Source organism: Dyella acidisoli, assembly GCF_030160295.1.
GTDB classification, from domain to species: domain Bacteria; phylum Pseudomonadota; class Gammaproteobacteria; order Xanthomonadales; family Rhodanobacteraceae; genus Dyella_B; species Dyella_B acidisoli.
Window position 1 is genome coordinate 1 of record NZ_BSOB01000012.1, and the last position, 12,818, is coordinate 12,818.

Consider the following 12,818-nt stretch of genomic DNA (forward strand, 5'->3'; position numbering starts at 1 on the left):
TGGTGAGGCCTCATACATAGATGCAGCCGGCATTCGGGGATGAAAAAAGCGGTTGACGAAGGGGGCGAGTCCATACATAGGCTGGGATGAAATCCCAGCATCGGAAAGCGCGAAGCATGCCGGGATTACCATCCAAGCTTAAGAATTCCCAAGCAGCGGTGTAACGATCCGGTCGAGACGTTCTTGCGTCCACACCGGCTGTTTGTCCTTCCATCCATTGTCGACCAGCTTCCCATCACGATCGATGGTAAAGCTCACCGGCAGATGCCAGATGCGCCCGTAGCCGGCCACATGCGGATCACCGAGCAAGCCGACCGGAAAACTCAGCGTGCTGGCTACCTTGTGCACTTGGTCGAGGCTGTCCGGTTCGTCGAGGCTGAAACCGAGCACGACCAATCCGTCCTTCGCATGCTCGCTTGCGTAGCGCGAAAGTAGGGGAAGTTCTTCGCGGCATGGACCGCACCATGTAGCCCAGAAAGTGACAATGACTACTTTGCCGCGCAGATCGCTCAACGCGATGTGCTTGCCGTCGAGTGTGGTGAGCGTGATGGCCGGAGCGGGCTGGCCGACGACGAGGTCGTTGGCGAATGTGGGGAGCGCTATGAGGCATAGCATCAAGACGATGCATATATGCCGTAGATAAGTGTTACGAAGCATGGTCATTGGTGTGTTTTAGTCTTGTAGGACATTCTCGCATCCCTCGAGGCCGTCATTCCCGCGAAAGCGGGAATCCATTTTGCTCTGGTGCCGAGACGAAGATGGATTCCCGCTTTCGCGGGAATGACGACCATGTGGGTCACATGTTTGGTTAGAGTTTCATACTCACACCCACCGTCCCCGTCCATCCAGGAAACACCTGATACCCCTGCAGACGACTATAAATAGGCACCTGCACGAACGCATACACTTGCAGATTCTTGCTCACACTCGCGCTGATACCCGGGCTGAGATAGGCCACGGTGCCTTCGGTATCCGGCACGTCGGCAAGAAAACCTTGGTCAGCCATCTTGTGCGACCAGTTGATCTGCACTTGCGGCACCCAGTTCGGATGCGCCTCGTAGCGCAAGCCGACGCTGACGGTAGTGAGGTTGCCCGGGCGGTAATCGCCGCCAGGCTGGTTGAGGTTTTCCTTCACCGCCGCCTGAAATTGTGCGCTGGCGAATGCATCGAAGTTCTGGCTCACCGGCTGGAAGTAATACGCACCAACGATCAGGTCGGTACTGCCTGTGCCTGCCTGCAGATCCGTATCGAGTGATTGCCCCAAGACGGGGCCGTTACGGAACGTGACCGGATGGCCGATCAGATTACCGTCCGCGTTTTGTCCGCCGTAATTGCCCGTCGGCAGCTTCACGCCAAACTGCACACCCAGGTTGTGCGTCGGCAAAAAGCCTTGGTAATTGGCCAAGATCTTGACGTCGCCCAGACCGGAAACATGTGTGCTGCTGACTTGGTCCGGCGCGGTTTCCGCCGGCGTATAGGGCTGCAGTTGCGTACCGTAAGTGCTGTGATCGCGGATCACGTACGGCACGATCACACTCACGCCCCAATCCGCATTAAAGCGATACATCGCGGTGAGGTTGATGTAGCGATTGGTGGTGTTCTTCTCGATTTCTCCACCACCCAGCGCCGGATTGGCCGGTTGATCGACCACCTGTTCCGCCGTGGCTTTGCGGCTGCCGTGGCGTAATTGATTCTGATCGATATAGGTGTAGTCGACATTGATGCGCCAGCCCTCGGCGGTTGAATAACCGGTGGCGGCGTCGGTGCTGAGCGTGCAACCGCAGGTGGCACATGCTTGCACCGCCTGTGGCAATGCAAAGGTAGCAAGCAAACCCATGATCGTCACGTGCGGACGTGATCGCACGCGCTTGGCACGTACGGACTGTTGAAGACTCATCGAATGGAAACTCCTGTTGCCACCACGGCCAGGTGGTGCAACGCCTGTAAAAGACGCGCTGCAGCGATTGGCCACATGCGACGCATCGCATGCGCTATTCGGCAGTGTGAATAAAGCGCATGAACGGCATGGCACAACGGCCAGGCGCGACGTCCATGCGTGGCGTGTCAGGCGATGAGCGGCGGGCCGCGTGGGTTTGCGCTAAGGAGACGCGATGCAGGCTTTTCGTCGATCCGGTGGATCGATGCAATCGTCGAAACGGGTACAACGGGCGCCAGATAAACCACCACGCCCGAAGCAAGCAGCGGCGTGTGATTGAGCAGTACGCAATACGGGCAGCGATCGGTCGGATCAGCAGGCGTTTGCGGCGAGGAAGGGTGCTTCGTGCTGGCAAGTTGATGGACCGGGCAGTCACCGTCCGCGACGGACATGGCCGTCATGGACATGCTTCGCGACAGCACCGGCATCACGACGATCAACGCCATGGCCAGCATTGCCAGCCATGTCACGGATCGAAGTGGACGTCTGCCTTGCAGCACGATGGTTTCCCTTGGAGCGAGTGCGCCCGACGCATAAGCGTAGCACGCTCCGAAGATAGCTAAGGTAACAGCATGGGAATATCTTGCGTCGAATATCGAAACCAGGCGGGGGCAGGCCCATGGCGAAGAAAGTGGGCTTATGGATCGGTGCGCCGCTGCTGGTTGCAGCGGCAGTGATTTTCCGGCCCGACCAAGCCGCGCATGACTTGTGTTCGGTGATATTCGTGGGTGCGTCTTACGTATACGCGCCTGCATGCACGCACGTACGCACGCTTTGGCCGGCTCTATCTCGACAATGGCGTGGCGCCGGATGGACAGCGCGTTCTTCCCGAAGGCTGGGTGGACTGGTCGCGCCGCTCCACACTGGGGTCGACATATGGCGCAGGTTTCTGGACCAACGATGGATCGGATGATTTCACCAAGTGGCGCATATCGAAGGGCTTTCCGAAGGATGGCTATTTCGCCAGTGGCTTTCTTGGTCAGCGGATTTACATCGTGCCGTCGGCGAAATTGGTGATTGTGAGCTTTGGTTATTCGCGACCGCCGGATTTTGGGATGGAGGATGATCTGGCGTTGATTGCGGCAGCGATCAGGGCGACGCCAGGGAAGACGAATTCGCTGTAGGTTGGGGTGAAAAAACCAGCGTTGATATGTGCATTTGGATCGTGATGTTCGGGTTTTCACCCAACCTACGGTGGTCCAACTGCACATCTGGCGAAATGGACATCTGGCGAAAACGTGATGCGTGAGTGAAGAACGCACGCACATGTCTTCTGCATTTAAAAAAAGTGCAACAGGGTCTTTCATGAAGCTTGCTTGAGGTTCAGAATCAGAACGCACACACGTCTTCATCGAATGTGCGACCGAGTGGTGACGCGTTCAGAATGGTTCGGCTTGCGACGTTAGCTACGTACTTGCAGGCAAGGCTCCGTGAATCTTCATCATGTCTTCACATCGGGTTTTCCGATTGATTTGTGGTTCGAATGCGCATGGAAAATCTATCTGCAAAGTTTGTCGTTGCCTCTCCTTCTTCGTTGACGGCGGAGAATCAATATCGGCTGTTGGTTGAGTCGATTACCGACTACGCCATTTTCATGTTGGACCCAGAGGGACGCGTGGTCAGCTGGAATCTTGGTGCCGAACGCATCAAGGGTTACACGGCGGAGGAAATCATCGGCAAGCATTTTTCCTTGTTCTATACGCAAGCCGATCGGGATGCGGGCATGCCTCAGAAAAATCTGATGCGCGCCTTATCCGAAGGGCGCGTGGAAAGTGAAGGATGGCGCGTGCGCAAGGACGGCTCGCGGTTCTGGGCAAATGTAGTAGTTGACCGCATTCTGGACGACTACGGCCAATGGGTGGGCTTTGCCAAGATCACGCGTGACGTGACCGACCAGCGTGATGCTGCGGAGGAGTTGGACCGTGCACGCGAAGCGTTGTTTCAGTCGCAGAAGACCGAAGCCATCGGTAAGCTCACCGGCGGCGTAGCGCATGATTTCAACAATCTGCTGATGGTGATCCAGAGCTGTTTGGACATGGTGGAGCTGAAGCTGCCGCACGAGTCGCCGCTACGAAAGTTGGTGCAGAACGCACAATCGGCCGTACAGCGCGGCGCGGCATTGACACAGCGCATGCTCGCTTTTGCCCGCAAACAGAAGCTGCGCGTAGCACCTGTGGACATCGCGTCGCTGGTGGCCAATATGACCGAACTGCTGCGCCGCTCGCTCGGTCCACGGGTCAACATCACCACGATGTTCCCACCGTCGCTCCATTCGGTGAAGACCGATGCCAATCAACTGGAGCTGGCGTTGATGAACCTCGCCGTCAACGCACGTGATGCCATGCCGGAGGGCGGCGAGCTGACCATCACCGCGCGCAATGTGATCATCGATGCTACGCATTCGACGCAGCTTGCGCCGGGTGAATACGTGTGCCTTTCCGTCACCGATGAAGGCGAAGGCATGGACGAAGAAACGCAAGTCAAGGCGACCGAACCGTTCTTCACCACCAAAGGTGTGGGAAAAGGGACCGGGCTGGGCTTGTCGATGGTGCACGGCCTTACCGAGCAATCGGGCGGGCGCCTGGTGATCAAGAGCAGCAAGGGCTTCGGTACGCGAGTGGAAATGTGGCTGCCCAGCGTACGGCCGCAATTGGCCGACCATGCAAACGACACAGCACCGGTGTTGACGTCACTAAAGCCGTTCGTTGCGCCGCACAGCTTGTACATCGTGATGGTGGATGACGATCCGCTGGTACGAAACGCTACGGGTGCGGTGTTGCAGGATCTGGGGCATCGCGTAACGGAAGTTGCCTCGGCCGAGGAGGCCTTGCAGGTATTGGAAACCTGTCCGGATGTCGACATGCTGATTACCGACCACGCCATGCCAGGCATGACGGGTGCCCAACTCGTCGGCGAAGTGAATATCCGCTGGCCTGCGTTGCCCGTGGTATTGGCCACGGGGTATGCAGAAATTCCGGGGGATTTGAGTGACGGCGCCACGCGCTTGTCCAAGCCGTACGATCGTCTTGGCCTGGTGGAAGCGATTGCGAAAGCCGTGGAAGACAGGCAGGTGCATGCCTGAATTTCGCAGGTGCTTGTATGCATTGGACGAGTTTCAAGCTCGGCGCTACGCCGCCGGGCGCGGTACCTGCCACGCCGGTCGTTCCATGAGCAAATTCCTAACCAGATGCATTACAAACTCCTAACGGTCCCAGGCGCACATTGATCGTCCAGGTAGCGTTCGCTGCCTTGGGCAACCGTAAGCGTGTGGAGGCCCTCCATGAGCACCCCAGATTCCATTTCCCCCGGTAGGTCTCCGGGCTCGCCGCATTCACTGTGGCAGACATGCTCCGACTACATCAGCCGCATTGTGCGTCCGGCAGCCAAGGCCGAGCATCCGGTGCGTATGACACGTCGGCAGGAATTGCTTGCCGCGCAGGAACAGAAACGTCGCGAACAGCACGCGCATGTACTGGAACTGCTGCGCGAAGTGAAAGAAAAGAATCAGCACACCCCGCACGATAGCGGCAAACTGAAGGCCTGATGTCACGCTTTCGCCGGCCCGTGTCATGACGGGCCGGCCACATACCCTTTAAGTTAATGCATAGGTTGGGGTGAGAACCCCAACCTATGTCGTTCCTGGCGAAAGCGGCGGCTCCATCCAATGCACCATCGGTGCAGGACTCCCTAGCAAATAACCTTGCCCCATCTCGCATCCCATGCGCACCAGCGCTTCCAGTTGTGCCTGCGTTTCGATGCCTTCGGCAATGACCTGAATGTTGAGCGCGTGCGCCAAGGCGAGAATCGCGGCGACTACCGTAGTGCTGTTGCTGCTGCCGGCCTTGTCGAGTTCATGCACGAAGGCGCGGTCGATCTTCAGCATGCGCAAGGGCAGGGAATGCAGATAGCTCAACGACGAGTAACCCGTGCCGAAATCATCCAGCGCAGCGCCTACGCCCGCACTGCGCAGGCGATCAAGCACGGCGCGTACGCTTTCAGGGTTATCCAGCAAGGCACCTTCCGTCACTTCGGTCACCAGACGGGAGGGTGCAAGACCGGTACGTTCGAGCATCTTCATGACACGCACGTCGAAATCGACATGGCGAAGATGCAAGGCGGATACGTTGAAGGTGATGAACAGTTCGCTTGATCCTTGCTGCGCGAGCAGTCGGCAGCTGAGTTCAAACAGGCGCCAATCGATCGCTTCGATCAAACCACTGTCTTCGGCGATCTTTATGAAATCCGACGGCCGCAGCAGGCCGCGTTGCGGGTGATTCCAGCGAATCAAGGCTTCGTAGCCGACTACCTTACCGTCGGCGAGCTGGCAGATGGGTTGGAGATGTGGTTCGAACTCACCTTGTCGCAGCGCCTTGCGTAGCTCGCTTTCCATCGCGAGCACGTCCACCATGCCCTTGGCCAGTGCTTCGTCGAACACGGCAAAGCGTTTGCGGCCTAGCTCTTTGGCTTGGTAAAGCGCCATGTCCGCATCGCGGATCAATTCGTCTGCGTCGCGATAACTGGAATCGCCGAAGGCAATGCCCACGCTTACGGAGGGCTCCAGTTCCTTGCCGGAAATGCGCAGCGGCGCCGCCACCGCCTGCAGCACGCGATCGGCGATGATGGTGGCGGTATCGGTGTTTTCGATGTGCTCCAGCAGGATGGCGAATTCATCGCCGGACAGCCGCGCCACCATATCCGGTTCGCGCACGTGCGTAAGCAAACGCATGGCCACGGCTTTGAGGAATTCATCACCCGCCAGGTGACCGAGGCTGTCGTTGATTACCTTGAAGCGGTCGACGTCGATGTATAGCAAGGCACAGCGGCGGCTGGAGTCGCTCTGCATGCGGTTGAGAATGCGGTCCAGCCGTTCACGCAGATAGCTGCGGTTGGGCAGGCCGGTGAGTGGATCGTGCATCACTTGGTGATGCAACTGTTGCTGCATCTGTTCGCGCCGCGCGATTTCGGCGCGCAGCTCCCGTGTGCGCTCTTCCACGCGGTGTTCGAGCCGCAGATTGGCCAGATGCAACGCTGCAGCGGAGCGGCGACGGTAAATGCTGTTGGCGATCTGCAATGCCACGAAGGTGAGCAGTTCCTGTTCCTGCGCGCCGTAGCCGGTGTTTTTTTCGTAGCTCTGCACGGCGACCAGGCCGATCACCGACTCGTCCACTTTCAGCGGCACACCCAGCCAGCAGGCGGAAGGCTCGCCAATATGGTGCGGTATTACTTCGCCGTCGTGCGTGAGCGCCAAGATGTCTTCGCGCGTGCCTGACCACGGCTGTCCGCTACGTAGCACGTATTCGCTCAGGCCACGGCCGATCGGTCGCGACAGCTGATGCCGCACGCCGGTATCCATGTAATAGGGAAATTCCAGCTTGGTGCGATCGTCGCTGAGCAGGGCGATGAAGAAGTTCTCGGCGTCCAGCAACCGGCCGACCACCGTGTGCACGCGCTCGTAGAACGTGTTTTCGTCAATGTCGGCGGTGGCGAGCTGGGCCACTTGGAACAGCGCCTCCTGCAGGCGTTCGGCGCGATGCCGCTCGCGTACTTCTTGCAGCAGGCCGCGATTCACTTCGGCCAGTTCCTCGGTGCGCTGGCGTACGCGACGTTCGAGTTCGTCCTTGCTTTCCTTGCGTTCCACCGCGGTAAGAATGTGGCTGCCGACGAATTCCAACAGAGAGAGATCGTCGTACGAATACACGATGCCGGTGCCGTAGCTTTGCACCACCAGCGCACCTTGCACCTGGCCGTCTCGCAGCATGGGCACGCCGAGCCAGTCATCGCTGTCGGGGCCGGCGATCACCAGCGGGCCGTTTACTTGTTCCAGCAACTGCTCGTTGCTGCCCATCAGCGGCTTGCCCTGGGTGAGCAGGTACCAAGTGAGCGTGTGCCGTCGATCTTCCAGCCGCATGTCGTGGTTGGTTTTCGGTTTGTCTTCATCCTTGACGTCCGCGTAATACAGAAAGCGCAGGGTTTCCTGTTCCGGGTCGTAGCGGACGATGAAGAAGTTCTCCGCATACATCAGCCCGCTGACGATGCGGTGGATCTCATGCAGCGTGTCCGGCATGTCCAGGTCCGAGCCGGAAAGCTCGGAGATGGAGAACAGCGCGCGCTGCAGGTTTTCCGAGTGCTCCAGTTGGCTGTGCGAGTCGTAGAGTTCGGCCAGCTTGATGGTGTGATGCAATTGGCGCACACCCAGTTGCACGTAGGTACCGATGTGGCCCAGTAGATTCTTGGCCGAGCCCTCCATGGTCGTGGTGAGCAGCAGTACGACTTGTTGTGTGTTGAGCAGAGTAAGGGCGTAGCGCCTGCCGTCGGATGACACGCGAACACCATCGGCGGCATTCAATGCATCCCGCGCGAGCGTGAGCTCTTCCGGATCGGGTGGCTGTGCTTCGTCAGCAGCGCTTTGTTCTGGCCGGTACGCAAGCATCAGCACTTTGGCTTTCAAGCAATGAGGCTGCGCCTGCACCAGGGTTTCGATGAGCGAACAGACTTCGCCGGGAGTTTCGGCTTCGATCAGGCAACCGAGCCACGCAGTATTTTCCGGCTCGTGCGTTGTGATGGAGATAGGAAGACTCAGGCTCATGGCCACCAATCTGCCGTTATGGCTCACCTATCAGTGGATACGCGCTGTACAGGAAATGTGAACCCCTGTCGTTAATGAGGCATTGCTGTCGTGGCTTTGTCAATGTATCGGCTAAGCTGCTGATAGCTTTAAAGATTCATGCGGGTAAGGCTGCTACGCGAAGCTCAGGTTCGGCTTGAACGGTGATTTGCGCAACGCTTTCGGAAGTTTGGGAGCTGTCCGGTGCCGCCGTTGTTTTCCGCGCAAAGTGGCTCTCGACTCCTGGATAGGCTTCGGCAAGCTAGCCCCGGGGCGTCGTGACTTAAGGCATGTGCCCCCGCACCTGATGTTCGCCGAGTATGCGCGACGCAGGATCAACTCAATAATCAGGAAGAAAGGGGAGTTTTCATGAACAAGGTTGTTGCGGCCATGGTGGCTGCGATGGTGTTGGCGGGCTGCGCGACGTCGGCGCAGAAGGTCGATCCGGCGACGATCGCATCGTTTCAGCCGGGCGTAACCACGATTGCCCAAGTTGAGTCTGCCTTGGGTCAGCCTTTCCAGGCGACGCGCATGCCGGATGGCAGTCAGCAGTTGCAGTACGTAAGCAAGTATCAGGAAGTGACGGGTGACGGCACGCCGACCACCGGTTCGCAAATTCCCAAGCATGTGGAAAAGACGGTTTCCACCGTACTGAGCTTCGACCAGAGCGGGCATTTCGTCAGCTCATCATCGAACGCGAAGACGAAGGAGAATCAAGGGCTGAGCAACCTTGGACATTTGAATGGCGGTGAAGCCATTCAAGAAGGTGGTGCTCGATAGGCCTTAGTCTGCGACCACCGTGCCCTGGTGGTAGACGATCTTCCAGCCTTGCACCGTATGCCGCCATAGCGTGGCGCGGCGTGTCTTGCGCCGCCCCTGCTGCAAGGTATAGGTGAGCAGGTAATTATCTGCAGCGATTTCCCGGCAGTGGAAATCGCTGGTTTGCCAATCATCCTCGAACGGTTGCCGATAGCGTTCTTCGAGCACGTCCAGCACGTATTCGCGGCTGTAACGGCTGCCGGAAGCGCCGACTTCCCAAAAGTCGAGTTCGGTCATGGCTTCGAAATCGGCACGAGCTGTGCCGAATTCCGGGTGGTGGAAGATGGGTTCGCGCTGTTGGAGTTGTTCGAGGATGGGAAGGAGCCTGGATTCGGTTGTGAGTTTGGGTTCCAACGCGTTATCTCCATCTTGTCCAGTCGTCATTTCGGCGCATTTACTCCCTCCCCTGCAAGCAGGGGAGGGGACTGTGTGCCGTGCATTCAAACCGGCGGCGGATTCCTCTCCCCAAACCCGCGCTGATGCCAATACGGATACACCGGCGTCACCGCGCTTGCCGCATCCAGCTTCGCCACCTGTTCGACTGTCAGATTCCAGCCAATAGCTCCCAGGTTTTGCCGCAGCTGCTCTTCATTGCGTGCACCGATCACCACCGTCGACACCGTCGGCCGCTGCAGCAGCCAGTTCAACGCAATTTGCGGCACACTCTTGCCGGTTTCCTTGGCAACGTCGTCGAGAGCATCGATCACGCGATACAGGTATTCCTCGTCGACCTGCGGGCCCATGTCTGCCGTCTTGTGCAAACGGCTGGTGGCCGGCAGTGGCTGGCCGCGGCGAATCTTGCCGGTAAGGCGTCCCCAACCCAGCGGGCTCCAGACGACCGCGCCGAGGCCTTGGTCCAGGCCCAACGGCATCAACTCCCATTCGTAATCGCGCCCGATCAGGGAGTAATACGTCTGGTTGGCGATATAGCGCGAGTAACCGTAGCGATCGGCGACCGCTAGCGACTTCATCAAATGCCAGCCGGAGAAGTTCGATACGCCCAGGTAACGAATCTTGCCGGCGCGCACCAGATCGTCCAAGGTGGAAAGCGTCTCTTCCACCGGCGTCATCGCGTCGAAGCCGTGCAACTGGAACAGGTCGATGTAGTCGGTGCCCAAACGCTTCAATGAAGCATCGATCGCCTGGATCAGGTGATAACGCGACGAACCCACGTTATTGGGCTGGTCGTCGAAACGGAACGTGGCCTTGGTGGAGATCAGCACCTGGTCGCGGCGCCCCTTGATCGCTTCGCCCAGAATCGATTCCGAAGCGCCGGACGAATAGATGTCCGCGGTGTCGAACAGGGTGACGCCCGAATCCAGGCAGATATCCACCAGCCGCCGTGCTTCGGCCACATCGGTGCTGCCCCAGGCGCTGAAGAATTCACCTTTGCCGCCAAATGTACCGGTGCCGAAACTCAGCACCGGCACCTTGAAGCCAGATGCGCCAAGACGTCGAAATTCCATGCATGCATCCTCTTGTTGATAGGGGGAGTGATCCACCTACCTTTGTCCCGCGGCTGCATGATTGCAAGGGCGGGCAGGGCGGTTTGTAGGATCAAGCAAGAAGTGCAGGTGATCGGGTAGTGGTCGCTTGGCGGGCTCCGCTGCGCGAGAAAGGTAAAGCTCCCGCATAAAAGAAAGCTATAGTTCGGCCTGCTGCATCGCGTACAGATCCCTCAGGGAAAGACAATGGGAACACCCATGCCAATCGCATCAAACCGTGACGTCGACATCATCTGTGACGCCTACGCGGAAAAGATCAGGAGCTTGTACGAAACCTTTTTCCTCAACGTAGCCCAGACGCCAGACAACCCTGGCCCTGCGAAGGACGCGTTCGTAAGAGGCGTTATCCTGGCCCGCACCGTGCGGGACATGGCCATCAGCGCGCTGCCGGCCGATGGTACGCCGCTGCCAAAACGGTTCGATGCCATGACCCGGTGACACCGGAAGTCGCAGCGCGAATGCTGCGGCGACTTCTTACAGGCGAGGCACGAACGACGTCGTCAGTGTCAGTGTGATTTTGCGCACACGGCGAGCGCTTGCCTGTCACATTCACTGTTGAAAAACGCAGCTATCACGATGTACCAACAGGCGCACCACCAGAGTGAAGTCAACGCCGCGCTCGCATAGGTGGTTGCTTGCAACACTTCTATCTCCGCTACCCAGGGCCCGAAGCATGCGAATGCGTGCTCGTATTGGATGGGAAGCCATTGCGCTTTCCCTCGCGAACCGATGCGCTCACGTTTGCTCTTCGATGTTGTTACGAGTACGGGGCAACGGAGGGTGAGCCCGTCATCAGCATCGAGGGAAGCGACGGACTGTGGCGATCTTTTGATTGCCGGTTGCTACCGTTTAGGCATTGACAGCCGCTGCATGCCAGGCTGCTTTTGTATTCAATGCAGATGACGGAAGAGATAGATACCGAGCCAGATCAGGCCACCCAGCAAGACAGCTGCCGCAGCGCCAGACATGACGAAGAGGACCAAAAAAGCGAGCAACGTGTCGATGATCCTTTTACCGATGCCCACTGCCTATACCTCAAAATGAAGATTAAAAAGAGAGCGTCACATGGACGCTCTCTTGGTTGGCGCTGTTATCAGCACAAATAAGAAGGCGCAGCCATCAATGGCTGCGCGAACTGGAGTTGCTTGACGCGCGACTGCCAGCACTGGTCTGCGAGGCCATCCTTGCCAGGCTGCCGCGATCATAGGTAGCGGGATACGCGTCTGACGCACGGCGCTCGATGTCGTGGCGGTGATCGCGCAGTTCATCCGAATCGGTCACCAGAGCAAGGTTGTTATTAGTCCACTTCCAATACGAAGAAGCGCTGGCCATGGGCGTCGCCGTGGTGGAAATGTAGTGATAGAAGAGGTCGTAATTACCATCACTACGCGGCTGCACATTCAGCGATACACGCATGATCATCGAGCTATTCACCGCGTGGCCATTCACCATGGCGGGTTTCTTGATCCAGCTACGGATGGCTTCATCCAGCATGCGATTGAACTTGGGCGTAAGCTGCTCCGCCGGAAGAATGCGCGTGACCTCGCCTTCCGAATTCACCTGCACGAAAACCGGAAGCACCCGGCTATCCATGGTGTTGACCGAGAGCTCCACGGCCAAGCTTGGGCCGGTAATGAGGGCCAATGCTGCGGCGATGATCGCCTTGCATAACATGTTCATACTGGCCTCCATTCGTACACGGTGATGACGGGCCTTGCCGGGCGGAAGTTTGCGAGCCAGTCGTCCGTGGAAGGGCTACAAAACTATAGTCCCGTGGCTTAGTACGTACTAGTGAGTGCCGGAGTTGCACCATTTGCGTTGTACGTTGCCGACCCAGGCGTTGCGCGCCCGCCTCCAGTAGGTGTGTCGCGAAGGAGGCATGTGTAACAAATAGAAAGGCCCCCTTTCGGGGGCCTTGAGCTTCATCCTAGGGGGTAACGAAGCTCTGGTTAGC

12 protein-coding genes are annotated in these 12,818 nt (G+C 58.2%); 5 read left to right on the forward strand and 7 right to left on the reverse strand.

Annotation, left to right across the window (positions count from 1 at the left end):
• Window positions 1-138: 138 nt before the first annotated feature.
• The 3 genes from QQJ86_RS08595 to QQJ86_RS08605 form a co-directional block, all read right to left on the reverse strand.
• Window positions 139-615: a peroxiredoxin family protein gene (locus tag QQJ86_RS08595; RefSeq protein WP_284320519.1), complete on the reverse strand. Its 477-nt coding sequence runs from the start codon at window positions 613-615 to the stop codon at window positions 139-141.
• Window positions 616-808: 193 nt separating this feature from the next.
• Entirely contained in the window at window positions 809-1,897 is a 1,089-nt protein-coding gene (locus QQJ86_RS08600) for a transporter (protein WP_284320520.1), read from the reverse strand.
• A gap of 167 nt (window positions 1,898-2,064) precedes the next feature.
• Window positions 2,065-2,436, reverse strand: coding sequence for a DUF2946 domain-containing protein (locus QQJ86_RS08605; RefSeq protein ID WP_284320521.1), 372 nt, complete (start codon window positions 2,434-2,436; stop codon window positions 2,065-2,067).
• Between the two features lie 228 nt (window positions 2,437-2,664).
• Between QQJ86_RS08605 and QQJ86_RS08610 the strand changes: the two genes are divergently transcribed.
• The 3 genes from QQJ86_RS08610 (at window position 2,665) to QQJ86_RS08620 (ending at window position 5,480) form a co-directional block, all read left to right on the forward strand.
• The gene (locus tag QQJ86_RS08610) at window positions 2,665-3,060 is read left to right on the forward strand and encodes a serine hydrolase domain-containing protein (RefSeq protein WP_284320522.1); all 396 of its coding nucleotides are present in this window, start codon (window positions 2,665-2,667) and stop codon (window positions 3,058-3,060) included.
• 365 nt (window positions 3,061-3,425) lie between these two features.
• Complete coding sequence (locus QQJ86_RS08615) at window positions 3,426-5,018, forward strand: PAS domain-containing sensor histidine kinase (RefSeq protein WP_284320523.1); 1,593 nt, start codon at window positions 3,426-3,428, stop codon at window positions 5,016-5,018.
• 198 nt (window positions 5,019-5,216) lie between these two features.
• Complete coding sequence (locus tag QQJ86_RS08620; protein WP_284320524.1) at window positions 5,217-5,480, forward strand: hypothetical protein; 264 nt, start codon at window positions 5,217-5,219, stop codon at window positions 5,478-5,480.
• A gap of 84 nt (window positions 5,481-5,564) precedes the next feature.
• Here QQJ86_RS08620 and QQJ86_RS08625 read toward each other — a convergent pair whose 3' ends face one another.
• Window positions 5,565-8,522, reverse strand: a complete 2,958-nt coding sequence (locus tag QQJ86_RS08625) for a bifunctional diguanylate cyclase/phosphodiesterase (protein ID WP_284320525.1) — start codon at window positions 8,520-8,522, stop codon at window positions 5,565-5,567.
• A 387-nt stretch (window positions 8,523-8,909) separates the two neighbouring features.
• Between QQJ86_RS08625 and QQJ86_RS08630 the strand changes: the two genes are divergently transcribed.
• The gene (locus tag QQJ86_RS08630; RefSeq protein ID WP_284320526.1) at window positions 8,910-9,320 is read left to right on the forward strand and encodes a hypothetical protein; all 411 of its coding nucleotides are present in this window, start codon (window positions 8,910-8,912) and stop codon (window positions 9,318-9,320) included.
• Window positions 9,321-9,323: 3 nt separating this feature from the next.
• On the opposite strand, the gene QQJ86_RS08635 is transcribed toward QQJ86_RS08630, so the two are convergent.
• Window positions 9,324-9,743 (reverse strand): nuclear transport factor 2 family protein, encoded by a 420-nt coding sequence (locus QQJ86_RS08635; RefSeq protein WP_284320527.1) that lies wholly within the window; start codon window positions 9,741-9,743, stop codon window positions 9,324-9,326.
• Between the two features lie 56 nt (window positions 9,744-9,799).
• Window positions 9,800-10,825 carry an aldo/keto reductase gene (locus QQJ86_RS08640; RefSeq protein WP_284320528.1) on the reverse strand — a complete coding sequence of 342 codons (1,026 nt, stop codon included), beginning with the start codon at window positions 10,823-10,825 and terminating at the stop codon, window positions 9,800-9,802.
• Window positions 10,826-11,062: 237 nt separating this feature from the next.
• Between QQJ86_RS08640 and QQJ86_RS08645 the strand changes: the two genes are divergently transcribed.
• On the forward strand, window positions 11,063-11,302 hold the full coding sequence (locus QQJ86_RS08645) for a hypothetical protein (protein WP_284320529.1): 240 nt from the start codon (window positions 11,063-11,065) through the stop codon (window positions 11,300-11,302).
• Between the two features lie 681 nt (window positions 11,303-11,983).
• On the opposite strand, the gene QQJ86_RS08650 is transcribed toward QQJ86_RS08645, so the two are convergent.
• Window positions 11,984-12,544: a hypothetical protein gene (locus QQJ86_RS08650; RefSeq protein WP_284320530.1), complete on the reverse strand. Its 561-nt coding sequence runs from the start codon at window positions 12,542-12,544 to the stop codon at window positions 11,984-11,986.
• Between the last annotated feature and the right edge of the window lie 274 nt (window positions 12,545-12,818).